Source organism: Streptococcus sp. CL6.35 (assembly GCF_049737915.1).
Classification (GTDB): domain Bacteria; phylum Bacillota; class Bacilli; order Lactobacillales; family Streptococcaceae; genus Streptococcus.
Window position 1 is genome coordinate 138,058 of sequence record NZ_JBKOTU010000004.1, and the last position, 14,933, is coordinate 152,990.

Annotated in this window: 15 protein-coding genes, 2 tRNA genes and 3 pseudogenes; 10 read left to right on the forward strand and 10 right to left on the reverse strand. The window is 39.7% G+C overall.

Annotated elements, in window-relative coordinates:
- Window positions 1-316: 316 nt before the first annotated feature.
- The 4 genes and pseudogenes from ACLNCP_RS06500 to ACLNCP_RS06515 form a co-directional block, all read left to right on the forward strand.
- Window positions 317-532, forward strand: coding sequence for a hypothetical protein (locus ACLNCP_RS06500; protein ID WP_084888801.1), 216 nt, complete (start codon window positions 317-319; stop codon window positions 530-532).
- Window positions 533-547: 15 nt separating this feature from the next.
- Window positions 548-739 (forward strand): annotated as a pseudogene (locus tag ACLNCP_RS06505) (CPCC family cysteine-rich protein); the annotation flags it as partial.
- Window positions 725-934 (forward strand): annotated as a pseudogene (locus tag ACLNCP_RS06510) (CPCC family cysteine-rich protein); the annotation flags it as partial. The pseudogenes ACLNCP_RS06505 and ACLNCP_RS06510, both read left to right, overlap by 15 nt.
- 214 nt (window positions 935-1,148) lie before the next feature.
- A pseudogene (locus ACLNCP_RS06515) lies at window positions 1,149-1,342 on the forward strand (CPCC family cysteine-rich protein); the annotation flags it as partial.
- Window positions 1,343-1,375: 33 nt separating this feature from the next.
- On the opposite strand, the gene ACLNCP_RS06520 reads toward ACLNCP_RS06515, so the two are convergent.
- Window positions 1,376-1,702: a hypothetical protein gene (locus ACLNCP_RS06520; protein WP_084888805.1), complete on the reverse strand. Its 327-nt coding sequence runs from the start codon at window positions 1,700-1,702 to the stop codon at window positions 1,376-1,378.
- Between the two features lie 2 nt (window positions 1,703-1,704).
- A complete protein-coding gene (locus tag ACLNCP_RS06525; RefSeq protein WP_084888807.1) occupies window positions 1,705-1,902 on the reverse strand; it encodes a hypothetical protein in 198 nt (65 codons plus the stop codon).
- 408 nt (window positions 1,903-2,310) lie between these two features.
- On the opposite strand from ACLNCP_RS06525, the gene ACLNCP_RS06530 reads away from it, so the two are divergent.
- The 4 genes from ACLNCP_RS06530 (at window position 2,311) to ACLNCP_RS06545 (ending at window position 4,919) form a co-directional block, all read left to right on the forward strand.
- Window positions 2,311-3,582, forward strand: coding sequence for a replication-associated recombination protein A (locus ACLNCP_RS06530; RefSeq protein WP_001113194.1), 1,272 nt, complete (start codon window positions 2,311-2,313; stop codon window positions 3,580-3,582).
- Between the two features lie 264 nt (window positions 3,583-3,846).
- Window positions 3,847-3,919: transfer RNA gene (locus ACLNCP_RS06535), tRNA-Lys, on the forward strand.
- Between the two features lie 349 nt (window positions 3,920-4,268).
- Window positions 4,269-4,784, forward strand: coding sequence for a DUF308 domain-containing protein (locus ACLNCP_RS06540; protein WP_000672739.1), 516 nt, complete (start codon window positions 4,269-4,271; stop codon window positions 4,782-4,784).
- Between the two features lie 62 nt (window positions 4,785-4,846).
- Window positions 4,847-4,919: transfer RNA gene (locus tag ACLNCP_RS06545), tRNA-Lys, on the forward strand.
- 140 nt (window positions 4,920-5,059) lie between these two features.
- On the opposite strand, the gene ACLNCP_RS06550 is transcribed toward ACLNCP_RS06545, so the two are convergent.
- Window positions 5,060-6,148 carry an AI-2E family transporter gene (locus tag ACLNCP_RS06550; protein WP_004256071.1) on the reverse strand — a complete coding sequence of 363 codons (1,089 nt, stop codon included), beginning with the start codon at window positions 6,146-6,148 and terminating at the stop codon, window positions 5,060-5,062.
- 9 nt (window positions 6,149-6,157) lie between these two features.
- Window positions 6,158-7,447 (reverse strand): DUF308 domain-containing protein, encoded by a 1,290-nt coding sequence (locus ACLNCP_RS06555; protein ID WP_261074157.1) that lies wholly within the window; start codon window positions 7,445-7,447, stop codon window positions 6,158-6,160.
- 803 nt (window positions 7,448-8,250) lie between these two features.
- Between ACLNCP_RS06555 and ACLNCP_RS06560 the strand changes: the two genes are divergently transcribed.
- Complete coding sequence (locus tag ACLNCP_RS06560) at window positions 8,251-9,396, forward strand: low temperature requirement protein A (protein WP_261126639.1); 1,146 nt, start codon at window positions 8,251-8,253, stop codon at window positions 9,394-9,396.
- A gap of 47 nt (window positions 9,397-9,443) precedes the next feature.
- On the opposite strand, the gene ACLNCP_RS06565 is transcribed toward ACLNCP_RS06560, so the two are convergent.
- Entirely contained in the window at window positions 9,444-9,899 is a 456-nt protein-coding gene (locus ACLNCP_RS06565; protein WP_411865754.1) for a GNAT family N-acetyltransferase, read from the reverse strand.
- Between the two features lie 69 nt (window positions 9,900-9,968).
- Here ACLNCP_RS06565 and ACLNCP_RS06570 point away from each other — a divergent pair, with 69 nt between their 5' ends.
- The gene (locus tag ACLNCP_RS06570) at window positions 9,969-10,628 is read left to right on the forward strand and encodes a prepilin peptidase (protein ID WP_411865755.1); all 660 of its coding nucleotides are present in this window, start codon (window positions 9,969-9,971) and stop codon (window positions 10,626-10,628) included.
- On the opposite strand, the gene trpA is transcribed toward ACLNCP_RS06570, so the two are convergent.
- From trpA to trpD, 5 genes are read right to left on the reverse strand one after another with little or no spacing between them, the layout of a single operon-like run.
- Entirely contained in the window at window positions 10,600-11,376 is a 777-nt protein-coding gene (trpA, locus tag ACLNCP_RS06575) for a tryptophan synthase subunit alpha (RefSeq protein WP_424844207.1), read from the reverse strand. The genes ACLNCP_RS06570 and trpA overlap by 29 nt on opposite strands.
- Complete coding sequence (gene trpB, locus ACLNCP_RS06580; RefSeq protein ID WP_265531240.1) at window positions 11,369-12,592, reverse strand: tryptophan synthase subunit beta; 1,224 nt, start codon at window positions 12,590-12,592, stop codon at window positions 11,369-11,371. The genes trpA and trpB overlap by 8 nt, the downstream gene beginning before the upstream one ends.
- On the reverse strand, window positions 12,570-13,169 hold the full coding sequence (locus tag ACLNCP_RS06585; protein WP_125454899.1) for a phosphoribosylanthranilate isomerase: 600 nt from the start codon (window positions 13,167-13,169) through the stop codon (window positions 12,570-12,572). The genes trpB and ACLNCP_RS06585 overlap by 23 nt, the downstream gene beginning before the upstream one ends.
- On the reverse strand, window positions 13,156-13,923 hold the full coding sequence (trpC, locus tag ACLNCP_RS06590) for an indole-3-glycerol phosphate synthase TrpC (protein WP_024057632.1): 768 nt from the start codon (window positions 13,921-13,923) through the stop codon (window positions 13,156-13,158). The genes ACLNCP_RS06585 and trpC overlap by 14 nt, the downstream gene beginning before the upstream one ends.
- On the reverse strand, window positions 13,920-14,924 hold the full coding sequence (trpD, locus tag ACLNCP_RS06595) for an anthranilate phosphoribosyltransferase (RefSeq protein ID WP_033684824.1): 1,005 nt from the start codon (window positions 14,922-14,924) through the stop codon (window positions 13,920-13,922). The genes trpC and trpD overlap by 4 nt, the downstream gene beginning before the upstream one ends.
- Window positions 14,925-14,933 lie beyond the last annotated feature (9 nt).

Consider the following 14,933-nt stretch of genomic DNA (forward strand, 5'->3'; position numbering starts at 1 on the left):
TAAAATCCCCTAGATGTGGTTCTAAGGGAAGCCTTATATAAACGGATAGACAGAACTATCAGAGTTCCTGCTTTTCTCGACCCACTAGAAATGGCGCGATTCAATCTTAACATTACTTCTCCTCTCTTCATTAAAAAATGATTATCACCCAAAATTATATTACGATTTTTATAAAAGACTAGCAAAAACTACTAAATCAATACATTCAGCAGACGAGAAACTTGCATTGTCAGATAAACTGTTTTATCATTTACCATACTTTATTCATTAGTAATATCACTTGATTTGAAGTATAATATTGGAAAGGAAATCAGTAATGAATTTAGAACAATATTTAGGAAAAGAAATTAGGGTTGTTTTTGTTGACGGTCAAATTTTAGAGAGTCATTGTAATAGCTTTACAGGGAAACTTGATACAGAAGATGAACTCTATGATGAAATTAAAATAAGAACAGATAAATATCCATATGTTGGATTTAATGAATCTGAAATCGCATCAATAGAGTTAACTCAAGACGGTATTACAAAATAACAGGAGTTGTTTATCATGAATAAAACTAAAAAAGAAAATTTAATTTTCATTGATGGTTGGGAGCATGTGCATTGCCCTGTATGTGGAACTTTAGTAGAAACTTATGATATTTGCGATGTTTGTCATTGGCAAAATACGGGAGCATTTAATATCGATGGCGGTCCTAATAAAATAACGCTTGCTGAAGCAAAAATGGCTTATAAAAGGAAAAACGACATAAATGAATCACAAAAGACTTGGGTAATTGATGGATATTTATGGCTACATTGCCCTGTTTGCGGAACTGAAGTTATGGACTATGATATCTGTGACGTCTGTCGTTGGCAAAATACGGGTATTATAAATATTGACGGTGGCCCTAACAAGATGACTCTCGCAGAAGCCAAAGAAGCTTACGCAAGGAGAAAAATCGTAAAAATTCTAGAATTTGATACAGTGTTGTTAAAAAACGGTCAAACGGCGACAATTGTCGAAAAGTTAAGTGAAGATACTTTTATTGCTGACATAGGAGATTCCCCGAAAGACTGGGATACCATAACAATTACAATCAATGATATTGAAAAAGTAGTGTATTGAAATAGCTAATATATTTGTATAGTGTTGGGAGTAACCTTAAATGAATAAGACTGGAAAAGAGAATTTAATCATTATTAACGGTAGCAAATATGTCCATTGTCCAGTATGTGGGACTGTTACAGCAGTGTATGACATCTTGACGTCTGTCAGTGGCAAAATACAGGAGAAACTAATATAGATGGCGGCCCTAATGAAATGACACTTGCAGAAGCCAAAGAAGCTTACGCAAAAGGGAATTCCAATAATATAAAATATATAGCTACTATTTCACTTTTCAACCATGTTTATAATTTCTTTTAAGCTTGGTTTGGTTTTTCTAATTCTATCCCATGACCTCATTTTTAAAAAAATCCCTAAATAGATGCCATTTATCTTTGGTAATTCGTTAGAAAGATTGTATTTCTCTCTAATCTCATCTTTATGACTTTCTACAAATTTGCTACGAGGTAAGCAATAAAAAATACCTTCCCCAAAATAACTTAAATCTTCATCAGATAGTTCAATAAGCTCTTCAGGTTTTACAAAAATCGCTCTATTCACTCTATCTTTGCCACTGGCAAAGGCTTTCTCCACAAACCTTTTATCTAGTCCCATCTTTATTTAACTCTCTCAAATTGTTTTAGTTCCAGAACAGTCAGTTCTTTAAATTCTTTTCCTGTTTCGTTTAAATATTTGTTAATTTTTCCAAGATTGTATTTCATAGGTGCTGATTTCACTCCATTTGGTAAACCAACTAGTCCGTCAAGTTCCATAAATGACTTATTTTCAAGTAGCTTTGAATTTGAAGTATTCATCTAGTTCCATTTTCTCCTTTTCAAATATTGCTATCTAAATTTATATCTACTATGTACTTTACCAAGAAAACTTCCTAACTTGGTAATTCCATTATTTCCACTACTTATCACCTCTCTTTTCATTATAGTTCATGCAATAACATTTAGCAATATTATTTCTCAAGTCAGCACTTCCACTTCTTTAGGCTCAACTATCCTATTTTGAGTTTTAAGGGAAATCCATTATCTCATGCTGATGCCTCTCCTCATTAAATTAAATAGTCAAAAAGATTCTATCTCACACCCTGAATATTACAAAACCATTGAAATATCACAACTAATAGGCTAGAATGGACATAGTAAGATATATTAGATGAGTCATTCTACTCAAAAAATATGACACTAAAATCCACGTTAGAAAGGACTGCTATGCCAGACAATCTCGCGCTTCGCATGCGCCCTAAAACCATAGACCAGGTCATCGGTCAGGAGCATCTGGTCGGACCTGGAAAAATCATCCGTCGCATGGTGGAAGCCAATCGCCTATCCTCCATGATTCTCTACGGACCTCCGGGAATCGGCAAGACCAGTATTGCCTCGGCCATCGCTGGAACGACCAAGTATGCCTTTCGGACCTTTAATGCGACAGTTGATAGTAAAAAGCGACTGCAAGAAATTGCGGAAGAGGCTAAATTCTCTGGTGGTCTCGTCCTATTGCTAGACGAGATTCATAGACTAGATAAAACCAAGCAAGACTTCCTCTTACCTCTCTTGGAAAGTGGTCTGGTCATCATGATTGGCGCTACGACTGAAAATCCTTTCTTCTCTGTCACTCCTGCCATTCGTAGCCGTGTTCAAATTTTTGAGTTGGAACCTCTGTCTAACCAAGACGTCAAGGAGGCCCTGCAGATAGCTCTAAGTAACCCTGAGCGTGGTTTTGATTTTCCAGTAGAACTAGATGAAGATGCGCTGGATTTTATTGCTACCTCTACAAACGGAGACCTTCGCTCTGCCTTCAACTCACTGGATTTGGCAGCTCTCTCTACCCCTGAGAATGATAAGGGCATCCGCCACATCACCCTCGACATCATGGAAAATAGCCTGCAGCAGAGCTACATCACTATGGATAAGGATGGAGATGGCCACTATGATGTTCTCTCAGCCCTGCAAAAGTCTATCCGTGGCTCAGATGTGGATGCCAGTCTCCACTATGCTGCCCGCTTGATTGAGGCTGGTGATTTGCCAAGTCTCGCTCGTCGCTTGACTGTTATCGCTTATGAAGATATCGGCTTAGCCAATCCTGAAGCTCAGATTCACACCGTGACTGCTCTGGATGCTGCCCAAAAGATTGGGTTCCCAGAAGCCCGCATTCTCATTGCCAATGTCGTCATTGATTTGGCCCTTTCTCCAAAATCCAACTCAGCCTATGTAGCTATGAATAAGGCTCTTGCCGACCTCAAAACATCAGGGCACTTGCCTATTCCGCGACACCTGCGTGATGGGCACTACAGTGGAAGCAAGGAACTGGGGAATGCCCAAGACTATCTCTATCCACACAACTATCCTGGAAATTGGGTCAAGCAAGACTATCTACCAGAAAAAATTCGTAATCATCACTATTTCCAAGCAGAAGATACTGGTAAATATGAACGGGCTTTGGCTCAAAGAAAGGAAGCTATCGACCGTTTGCGAAAAATCTGAAATCCTTTTCAAAAAATTGCACTTTCCTCTTGATTTTTTTTGAAAAAGTGGTATTATATAAACATAGAAACGCTGTGGTGTACGACTTCACACTTAAGTGTTGACCGACTATTTTTTGTATTATTAGGGAAACAAAAGTCTTCTAACAGCATGTAGGCCGTCTCACACGGAAACAGCTTCAGTTAGAGCGAGTTGCCCACCTGCTTAATTGCGCGGGTTCAATACAAACCGTGAAGTTTCGGCACCAATACAGCTTTTTTCTTTGCCTCCTTAGCTCAGCTGGCAGAGCAGCGGACTCTTAATCCGTGGGTCACAGGTTCGATCCCTGTAGGGGGCATCTAAATACAACAGGAAAAAGCCTTGTAAATCAAGGCTTTTTTTGCTTGTCTATAACTGATTTACCCCATCATTTGTCCCACATTTTAAATCTATCTTTTCTTTTTGAATCAAATTACATCTTTACAAATAGTGTAAAGCCAGTTACTTTTGCTTTGATTCCATACAATATTTTCATGTAGAGAAGACAAATTTTATCTTCTCTTTTTATTTTCAAAATAATAAAAACTGATTTTCTTTTCATAAATCAGACTGAAACTTCCAAATTTTCCATTTTGTTTATTGACATTTCCTCTAAAAAGGTGTATAATATTTTTATTATCAAACTATACTATATAGGGGGTATTGAAATGAAATTTTCTAATCGTTTACTGCTATTCCTTGCAGGAGTTGTTTTTGTCCTTTTAGGACTTTTCCTATTTACAAACCCAGTAGCTAATCTTGTTGCTTACAGCTGGTGGATTGCATTTGGTTTACTGGTTTCTTCTATAGCAGCTATTTTAGGCTATTTCTCTGTACCAAAAGAGCTTCGCTCACCAGCTCATCTTTTCCAAGGGATTGTTAATCTTCTCTTAGCTCTTTACCTCGTTGCCTATGGCTTTGTGACGCTGCCAGTTGTCATTCCAACTATTTTAGGAATTTGGTTAATTGTAGAAGCCATTATAGCTTTCTTTAAAGGCAATCGTCTGGGATTGATTTTCCCTATTATTGGCAACCATATCATGTGGATAGCGTTGCTTGCATTTTTACTAGGTCTAGTGATTTTGTTCAATCCAGTAGCTACAAGTGTCTTTGTCGTTTATGTCGTTGCCTTTGCATTTTTAATTGTTGGTTTCACCTATATCCTTGATGCCTTTCGTAAATAATCTAGCTGCCATTTTGGGCATATTAAAATAGCTGGGAAGTTACATTCTCAGCTTTTTCTGTTGCCTCCTTAGCTCAGTTGGTAGAGCAGTAGACTCTTAAGCTATGGGGCGCAGGTTCGAGCCCTGCAGGGGGCACATCTAAATCAACAGAAATAAGCCTTGAAACCAAGGCTTTTTTTAACGTCTAATAGCTTTTTGTAGAAAAGTATTTAAAAATAAAAGAGAAGAGAATCTCTCACTCTCTTCTCAGTATATCTTATTAAATTTAGTTTTTCTTAATCTAGCTGATTTTCCTTTGCAACGACAAATTCCTTAACCAATCGATAGATAACAGCAAATATCGGTGTAAAGAATATCATCCCAAGTAAGCCAAAGAGATTGCCTCCAATACTAGCAGCCGCAAGCGTGAAAATAGCTGGCAAACCAATAGACTGACCTACAACTCTAGGATAAATAAGGTTTCCTTCAATCAGCTGTATAACTTGATATAGAAGAAGAGAAAGTAAGGCTTGAGTAGGACTCACTGTGAAGATAAAAATCGCTCCCACAACACAAGCAATCATAGGCCCTACATAAGGAATGAACGATAGCACTCCTGCAAAGATACCTGTCATTACTCCATAGGGTATCCCAAACACGCTGTAACCAACCGCTATCATAACTCCTATGATAACTGCTTCAATCAGCTGACTCATCAAAAATTGGTCATAAGTCTCTAGTGCTACTTGTCCAATGTAAGTCAACTTTATCACCACCTTCTCTGGAAGAAAAACTTTTAGAAGTCGACTCGTCATCGCTGCCAAATGTTCCTTACTGGATAAAAATAAAAAGGTGAAGACTATAATCAAAAAGGCATTCATCAAACTTGAAAAAATATTGCCGATATTACTAGTCAGACCTGATAAAAAACCTATCAAAGCTTGGCTAATAGAACTAGATTGTCCCTGTATGCCTGATACGATAGTTGACAACATGTCTTTGGTTACAAATTCCGAGCTGCCTAGCAATTTCCCAAGTTGAGTAAGGACTGTTGAAAGGACTGTTCCCAGCTGACTAATAGTCTGGGCTAGGGTTGGCAGCACCAAAACCAAAAGAGCAATCACGATTAAGATAAGAGCTAGGAAAACAAGTACCATGGCAATCGGACGACGCAACTCTGCCTTTACCTTCAATTTAACTAAGTACTGTTCAATTTTTTTCATAGGAACATTAAGCACAAAAGCAATAACAGCACCATAAATCAAGGTTGATATTACATCAAAGAGAGAGATTGCTCCTGATATAAAGCTCGATGCATTCAGAATTACAAGAGCAACCAGCCCTATAAAAAGTATTAACGGGGTGTATTTTTTTACTAAGTTCATAAATTCTCCTTAATAAACATGTTTAGATACGACTATACTATTTGGTTTTTCAAACTCTCGATTAAGGTAGGCTTGGTAAGTTCCTGGAGCGATAAATCCTTTGGGTGAGAGGATATCGGTGCCAGCCTGACCGACTATGGTATCAGCCAAGAGCACACAGTTTGTAGATAAGACAAAGTAGGTTTTAAACTTAGATTTGATAAATTTATAAAGTTCCCCATCTGTCTCATGTCTGATTTTATAAGCGTAGGTGTAGTCTTCCTTACCATCACCTGTCATGATTTTATCTGCACTTGGCTCCCATGGAATCGTCAGTTGTTTCAATTCAGCCAACTTTTTCTGAACTGCTTTTTCCATTTCAGGCGTCAAATCTATTCCGTAACCAAAAAGTGTTTTTTGACTCTCACGTTTACATAGATCAATGTACTTATCGCGGTCACAGAAATATAAGACACCATCTCCTACCATGCCAAATAAGGTCTCAGATGACGGATCATAGTTGCCATAAGAAATAACACGGCCCTGATAGCAGATATCCACATGACCAATAGCTGAAAACAGGGAGGTCTCAGCTGTATGAACAAAAATTTCTAGCTCTGCTGTCTTACCAGACTTCACTATTCCAAGATGGATATCTTCTTCCTCATCAGCATTTTCCAGCATAAATTTGTTAATTTTTGCTAAAGTTCTTGCAGGGATGAGAGCGGCTAGGACAATAGGTAAGCTCATTCTTACACGACGTTTGAGATGGTTTTTCCCAATTTCCTCCTCAAACAAGAAACCATCACGGATATTGGACACACCATAAAGGAAAAAATAAGCCCCTAATACAAAGAGTTGAAAGACAGAATTTCCTGTAGAGGACAAAAGACTAGTCCCACCAAGAAAAACTAGTACGAGTCCATCTAGTAAGAGACGAAAACGAGGTCGAATTTTGTTTTTGCGGTAGAGAACATAGGTGACAAGGTTAATACTAGCATGAAAAATCTGATAAACTCCAATCACAAGAGCCAAAATATAAATCGGCACATCCGTCGCAAGATTGGAGCCAAGCAAATATCCCAGCACTAACAATTTAACCAGTGCAACTCCCAAGGTATCCGTTGACTGGCTTTTTTTGAAAACTCTTAATAGCAAATCTACGACCGTTGCTATCCAAGCTAAAAACAGAACCAGGCGAATAACTGTTACTGGCAACCAAGTCCCCGTGACCATCAAGATGAGACCTAGCAGAACAAACAAGAAACCCTGAGCAAGTAATTTCTTACCTGTCAGACCTAAAGATAGAATTTTCGCCATATAAAAACCTTTCAACAATAAAAATTAAACACTCCGATTAAACTGACTAGTAAATAGCCAACACTACAAACAGCCTGTGCCAGCAACATATGGTGACTAGAAATGACTGTAGTAATGTCACCATCTTGTCTTATGCACTTCTAAAATTTGTTATATTGATTAGAAACCAGAGCTTATAAAAACTAGCTAAACTCGAGAGATAGACACAATTGCGACGAAAAAATGTATAACCAATTCAACTTGTTAAGGTAAGAAAGCATTATTTCCAATCTATTAATTATTCATCTATTACCTATTATGACACAATATTCCCTATAGTTCAACTTTTTACTTGTTTTTATATTACACGGACTAAAAAGTTTTCAACAGTTGATTGCATTTGTTTTAATAAGTTTTAACCTTTCTTGGTTAGATAAAAAAAGAACCATACAGTTTAGAATCTGTATGGTTTTTGCCCCACTTTTGTCCCATTTTTAAATCATGACATTGAAAATACCTAAAATCACTTATATTTCAATATTTTTAATTGCTCTCAATATGAAAGTCCTTTCCAAATCCCTGTAGGGGGCATCTAAATCAACAGGAAAAAGCCTTGGAATCAAGGCTTTTTTGTGTAGTCTTAGCACTAAAAAACGATAGAAAAAACACCCCTTCTGAACTGCACCCCAAAAGTTAGACAGAAAAAACCTAACTTTTGTGGCGCAGTTCATTCGCGTCACATGAAGTTATTTAAGCATCTCCTTTTTTTTTATTACCATTTTCTGTTATAATAAATTGTACTTCTAAAATAGAAAGGTCTTAAGATGACAACTCTTATTAAACATAAACGTGTAGAATTTTCAGAACTTTTTTATGACTTAGTTTTTGTTTTTGCAATTTCAAAAGTAACTACTTTAATTGACCATCTTCATAACGGTATTTTGACTTGGAATTCTTTGCTTGATTTTTTCATGTCTGTCTTGCTTCTCATCGATTCCTGGATGATTCAAACCGATTATACCAATCGCTATGGAAAGAACTCTTTATTTAACATAGTAATCATGTTTATCAAAATGGGAATTTTACTCTTTATAGCCAATATGATTGGACCTGATTGGCAACAATATTTTCATTATCTCTGTTGGGCTATTGGTACATTAACCCTTACCTTATTTTTTCAATATTTGGTTGAGTTTTTTAAAAAATCAACCGATAATGTTCATAGGGAAAGTATCAAAGGTTTTCTATGGATAACAGGTCTACGAAGTTTAGAAATCTATCTAGCAGCTCTTCTTCCTATTTACATTGGAGTCTATATCCTTTATGCTAGTATTCTGCTAACATTTATTATGCCAAGTATCTTGCTTAATAAAGATAAGCATTACCAGGTAAATCTCCCCCATTTAATCGAGCGCATCTCCCTTCTTGTCATTATTATGTTTGGAGAGATGATTATGGGGCTAGCTAACTTCTTTACAATCGAGAATTTCTCGATTTATTCGGTTCTTTATTTCATTATTATGATTTCTCTGTTCTTGTTTTATTTTGGTCAATTCGACCATGCTATTGATGAAAAATCTAATCAAAAGGGGCTATTTCTAATTTACAGTCACTATCCTATTTTCATTGGGCTTATGATGATGACTGTATCGATGAGTTTTCTTCTGAATCCTGAAACTAATCTTCTCTTTGCAACCAGCTTCTTTTATATCGGAATTGGCCTCTTCCAAGCTGCTGTCCTAGCAAATGGGCCCTATAACAAACACTATCTTCGCTATTCGAAAAGTTACTACTGTGTCCAAGCTACACTCTATCTGGCTGCCTTGATTCTCTCTTTAATCTTTGCTTCTAATCCTATAATAGTAGTAAGTATTACAACCATTTTAGCTCTAGCTATAGCTATTCATTCTATTTATTTTTATATGACACAGACTAAAAAACATTCCACACCTTACTGGGAGTTGTTTTAATGAGTTTATAACATAAAAAAGCCTTGGAATCAAGGCTTTTTTGCTTTCTATCTAAACTTTTTCATAACGTATTTTCGTACAGGTGCTTCAATGGTTTGAACAATTTCAAATCCTTCTTTTTGATAAAGGTGCTTGGCTGCTTGATTTGCCTCGTAGACATTTAGTGAAATAGTATCTATGTCTTCATTTTCAAAGGCCAAACTAACAAATTTCCTTAAAGCCTGCCCACCTAAGCCTTGTCCCTGTTTCTGGGGGTTGATAAAAAATCTCCCGATATGAAGATTCCTGTCTTCTAGCCTGATTTTCTGGATAAGCCCCACAAACTCTTGTCCTTCAAAGATTGAAAAGATTCCTTCCAAATCTTGCAAGACTTGAATTGTCAAGGGAAAAGGAATCATTGTTCCCATCCATTGTTCTTGAAAGGATTTGCCAAGGGAGTTGGACCATTGGCATACGAGCTGAGCGTTTTCTATACTCACCTTTTCTTCAAAACGAATTGTCATCTTGACCTCCCCATCTTATCTATGTTTCTCCATTATACTACTTCTCCCATTTTTTACGAATAGATAAGTATGATTGATTTTTATTTTTTTCTTGTCGGGAGCATTCTCGCTTCCTTTCTTGGTTTGGTCATTGACCGCTTTCCAGAGCAATCCATTATCAGTCCAGCAAGTCACTGCGATTCCTGTCAGACTCGCTTGCGCCCCTTAGATTTGATTCCGATTCTCTCGCAGGTCTTTCATCGCTTTCGCTGTCGCTACTGCAAGGCTCCTTATCCAGTCTGGTATGTCCTTTTTGAACTAGGCTTAGGACTCCTCTTTCTATCTTGGTCTTGGGGATTACTTTCCTTGAGTCAAGTCATCCTAATCACTGGTGGCTTGACCTTAGGTATCTACGACTTTCACCATCAGGAATATCCCTTACTGGTCTGGATGACTTTCCACCTAATCCTCATGGCTTCCACTGGCTGGAATCTGGTCATGGTCTTCTTCCTTGTCCTTGGAATGTTAGCTCATTTTATCGATATCCGCATGGGCGCAGGGGATTTTCTCTTTTTAGCTTCTTGTGCTCTCGTCTTTAGCGTAACCGAATTACTTATCTTGATTCAGTTTGCTTCTGCGACAGGAATTCTAGCCTTTCTCCTGCAAAAGAAAAAGGAAAGGCTTCCTTTTGTGCCTTTCCTCTTACTCGCTGCTTGCGTGATTATTTTTGGTAAGCTACTGCTTGTTTGATAAAGTCCTGAATCGGCTCTCCTTGGTGGAGAGCTTTTACAATTTTCGAACCAACGATAACACCATCTGATACCGCATTGAAACGTTCAACATCGGCTTGACTAGATACACCAAAACCTGTCAAGACTGGGATATCGGCTACTTGATGCAGTTGTGCCAAGTGCTTATCCAAGTCTGCACGGTAATTGCCTGATTTCCCTGTCACCCCATTGATAGCAACGGCATAGACGAATCCTTCTGCCCCATCAATCAACTCTTTCTGGCGCTCAATCCCTGTGGTCAAGCTTACTAAAGGAATCAAAGCAATGTCTGTGTCTGCCAAAAATGGTTCTACAAAGTTGGCATGCTCATGAGGAAGGTCTGGAATAATCAAGCCCTTAACCGCTGTATCTGCCAAATCTTTGACAAAGTTCTCAACACCGTACTGAAAGAGGGGGTTGAAGTAGGTCATGATGACCAGCGGAACCTCTGTTTCAATGGTTTTCAAGGTTTTAACCAAAGCCTGGGTAGAAGTTCCGTGGGCTAGACTACGCAAGCCAGCTTCTTCGATTACAGGTCCATCTGCAACAGGGTCTGAAAAGGGAATGCCCACTTCAATAGCAGAGACACCCAAATCTTCTAAAAAGTGGATTGTTTCAGCAAGACCGTCCAAACCTTTCTCATGGTCTCCAGCCATGATATAGGGAACAAAAATTCCTTTTCCAGCTGCTTTTATAGCCTTTAATTTTTCTGTTAGTGTATTAGACATGAGTTTCTCCCTTCTTTGCTGCATCTGCTTCCAAGCGGTCTTTGACTTGAACCACATCCTTGTCCCCACGACCTGATAGGCAGACAATCATAGACTTTTCTGGTCCAAGTTCTTTGGCCAATTTCACCGCAAAAGCAATAGCGTGGCTAGATTCCAAGGCTGGGATAATCCCTTCCACACGAGACAAGAGTTGGAATCCTTCCAAAGCTTCTTCGTCTGTCACAGGGACATAGCTAGCACGTTTGATATCGTGGTAGTGAGAATGTTCTGGACCGATACCTGGGTAGTCCAAACCTGCTGAGATAGAGAAGGCTTCAAGAATTTGACCCTGAGCATCTTGGAGCACATCCATGAGGGAACCGTGAAGGACACCCGGATGACCCTTGGTCAAGGTAGCTGCGTGATGCTCTGTATCCACACCAAGTCCAGCTGCTTCAGCCCCATACATAGCTACTGACTCATCTTCTACAAATGGATGGAAGAGACCGATAGCATTAGAACCACCACCAACACAAGCTACTAGGGCATCTGGCAGATTTTTACCTGTCAAATCACGATACTGTTGTTTAGCTTCTCGACCAATGACACTTTGGAAGTCACGAACGATTTCTGGGAATGGATGAGGCCCCAAGGCAGAACCAAGGATATAGTGGGTATCATCAATATTAGCTACCCATGAACGAAGGGCTGCATTGACCGCATCCTTGAGCACGCGCGAACCGTCTGTCACTGCCTCAACCTTAGCTCCCAAAAGCTCCATACGGAACACATTGAGGGCTTGGCGTTTGACATCTTCCTCACCCATGTAGATAGTACATTCCATGTTAAAGAGGGCTGCAGCAGTTGCAGTTGCCACACCGTGCTGACCAGCACCTGTTTCAGCGATAATTTTCTTTTTACCCATGCGTTTAGCCAGAAGAACTTGTCCCAAGGCATTGTTAATCTTGTGGGCCCCTGTATGGTTAAGGTCTTCACGTTTAAGATAAATCTTGGCTCCGCCGATATGCTGGGTCAAGTTTTTTGCGTAGTAAAGAGGAGTTTCACGCCCCACATACTGGCGCAAAAGTTGGTTTAATTCCTCTTGGAAACTTGGGTCTGCCTGACTTTCACGGTAAGCTTTCTCCAACTCCAAAACTGCTGTCATCAATGTTTCTGGGACAAAACGTCCGCCGAATTTTCCGTAAAATCCATCTTTATTTGGTTCTTGATATGCCATGCTTTACCCTCTCTATAAATCTTCTAATCTTTTCATGATCTTTTTGTCCATCTGTCTCCACTCCGCTCGATACATCTACTGCATAGGGAGTAAAGTGTTGAATTGCTTTTACTACATTGTCTTCATTAAGCCCACCTGCGATAAAGAAAGGCTGAGTTAATCCTGTCGTATCCAGTTGACCCCAGTCAAAGGTCTGGCCACTCCCAGCCACAGGGGCATCAAAGAGTAGATAGTCTGCCTGAGAATTGGGCACATGACCCTCTCCATCCACCTGCACCGCCTGAATGCTGGCACAAGGCAAATTCTCAAATAAATCATCTGCCACCTGACCGTGAACTTGAACCAAGTCCAAGCCAACTTTTTCAATCGCTTCTAGCAATTCTGCCCGACTTGGTGAAACAAATACGCCAACCTTCTTAACATTAGCAGGAATGGGCTTTGCCAGCTCAGTAGCCTGATCCAAGGTCACCTGTCTTTTACTAGGTGCGAAGACAAAACCGATGTAGTCTGCTCCTGCTGAAACAGCTGTTTCCACCGCTTCTTTGGTAGATAATCCGCAAATTTTAACCTTTGTCAATCTGCAACTCCTTGATTCTCTGGGCTACATCTTCTGCCTGCATAAGAGCTGTCCCTACCAAAATTCCGTTAAAGTATGGTGCTACTCGTTCCGCATCCTGCCCTGTGAAAATAGCAGATTCAGAAATGTACAAGCAATCATCTTTGAAATGTTTAGCCAAATCTACACTGGTCTGCAAGTCGACCTCAAAGGTGGTCAAGTTGCGGTTATTAACCCCAATAATCTCAGCACCAAGCCTGTGGGCCACTTCTAGTTCAGCTAGATTGTGAGTCTCCACCAAGACTTCCAGACCAAGCTCTGTCGCGTAGTCATAGAGTTCCTTGACACGTTCTTCTGACAAGGCAGCGACAATGAGTAAGATAACTGTCGCACCAGCATTGCGAGCACGGATGATTTGCTTTTCATCGATGATAAAGTCCTTGTTGAGCGTCGGAATCTCTACCTGACTGGAAATCTCCCGCAGATAATCCAAATGCCCTTTAAAGAAAACCTCATCTGTCAGAACAGAAATCATCACTGCGCCGTTTTCTTCATAAGTCTGAGCCTGTTGCACAATATCCACATCTAGATTGATATCTCCCAGACTAGGGCTAGCCTTCTTGACTTCTGCGATTACCTGTAAACGGTCTTGATGTTGTTTTAGATAGTCAGCTAAACGATAGGTCTGGCGCAGGGGCTGGATTTCCTCCAGCTCCATCTGCTCGACCTCACGCGCCTTCTGCTCCAAAATTCGTGCTAAAAATTCCTGACTCATTTTTGGTACTCCTGTAACAGTCTGAGTTTTTCAAGGGCCTTGCCACTAGCAATGACTTCGCGGGCCAAGGCAACTCCATCCTTGATGCTAGCTACCTTGCCATTAGCATAGAAACCAAGACCAGCATTTAAAACTGTCGTTTCCAAGAATGGACTTGGTTCATTTTTAAGAACTCTGAGCAAAATTTCTGCATTTTCCTGAGCGTTGCCTCCACGAATATCTTCGATAGCGTAGCGTTCCATCCCTAGATCTTCTGGAGTAAAGCTTGACAAGGTGATTTCGCCATTTTCAAGAAGGGCAATCTTGGTTGTTCCATTCAAACCAGCTTCGTCCAATCCTTCTGGACCAGCAACCACTATAGCACGTTTGCGACCCATATTTTTCAAAACCTGAGCTGTACTTTCTAGAAGTTCTGGACGACTAATACCAAGAAGCTGTGTTTCCAAAGTCATTGGGTGAATCAGAGGACCAGTCAAGTTCATGATTGTTGGAATTCCCAATTCCAAACGAGCTGGCATGATGTATTTCATTGCTGGGTGCATATTTTTAGCAAAGAGAAAGACGATACCAGTTTTATCAAAGACCTTACCTAATTCAGCTGGTTTGAGGTCTAGGTTGATGCCTAAGGCTTCGAGGACATCTGCAGAACCAGATTTAGAAGAAATCGAGCGATTACCGTGTTTTGCCATGTGAACACCACCACCAGCCAAGACAAAGGCTGCAGTTGTGGAGATGTTAAAGCTGAAAGACTTGTCCCCACCTGTACCACAGTTGTCCATGGCATCATGAATCTCAGTTGGAATATGTTGGGCATGTCCTCTCATGACTTGGGCAATGGCTGTGCGTTCCTCAGGTGTTTCCCCCTTCATCTTAAGAGCCAAAAGGAGAGAAGCAATCTGCGCCTCCGTTACACGGCCAGTTACGATACGCTCAATGACATCCGTCATTTCCACACCTGATAAATTTTCAAATTTTGCTAGTTTTTCAATAATCTCTTTCATCCTAGTTTC

Coding starts and splice junctions, on each gene's coding strand:
- ACLNCP_RS06565 (WP_411865754.1), bottom strand. CDS start 9,899: ATGACAATTCGTTTTGAAGAAAAGGTGAGTATAGAAAACGCTCAGCTC.
- ACLNCP_RS06540 (WP_000672739.1), top strand. CDS start 4,269: ATGAAATTTTCTAATCGTTTACTGCTATTCCTTGCAGGAGTTGTTTTT.
- trpB (WP_265531240.1), bottom strand. CDS start 12,592: ATGGCATATCAAGAACCAAATAAAGATGGATTTTACGGAAAATTCGGC.
- ACLNCP_RS06525 (WP_084888807.1), bottom strand. CDS start 1,902: ATGAATACTTCAAATTCAAAGCTACTTGAAAATAAGTCATTTATGGAA.
- trpC (WP_024057632.1), bottom strand. CDS start 13,923: ATGAGTCAGGAATTTTTAGCACGAATTTTGGAGCAGAAGGCGCGTGAG.
- ACLNCP_RS06520 (WP_084888805.1), bottom strand. CDS start 1,702: ATGGGACTAGATAAAAGGTTTGTGGAGAAAGCCTTTGCCAGTGGCAAA.
- ACLNCP_RS06560 (WP_261126639.1), top strand. CDS start 8,251: ATGACAACTCTTATTAAACATAAACGTGTAGAATTTTCAGAACTTTTT.
- ACLNCP_RS06555 (WP_261074157.1), bottom strand. CDS start 7,447: ATGGCGAAAATTCTATCTTTAGGTCTGACAGGTAAGAAATTACTTGCT.
- ACLNCP_RS06570 (WP_411865755.1), top strand. CDS start 9,969: ATGATTGATTTTTATTTTTTTCTTGTCGGGAGCATTCTCGCTTCCTTT.
- ACLNCP_RS06530 (WP_001113194.1), top strand. CDS start 2,311: ATGCCAGACAATCTCGCGCTTCGCATGCGCCCTAAAACCATAGACCAG.
- trpA (WP_424844207.1), bottom strand. CDS start 11,376: ATGTCTAATACACTAACAGAAAAATTAAAGGCTATAAAAGCAGCTGGA.
- ACLNCP_RS06500 (WP_084888801.1), top strand. CDS start 317: ATGAATTTAGAACAATATTTAGGAAAAGAAATTAGGGTTGTTTTTGTT.
- trpD (WP_033684824.1), bottom strand. CDS start 14,924: ATGAAAGAGATTATTGAAAAACTAGCAAAATTTGAAAATTTATCAGGT.
- ACLNCP_RS06550 (WP_004256071.1), bottom strand. CDS start 6,148: ATGAACTTAGTAAAAAAATACACCCCGTTAATACTTTTTATAGGGCTG.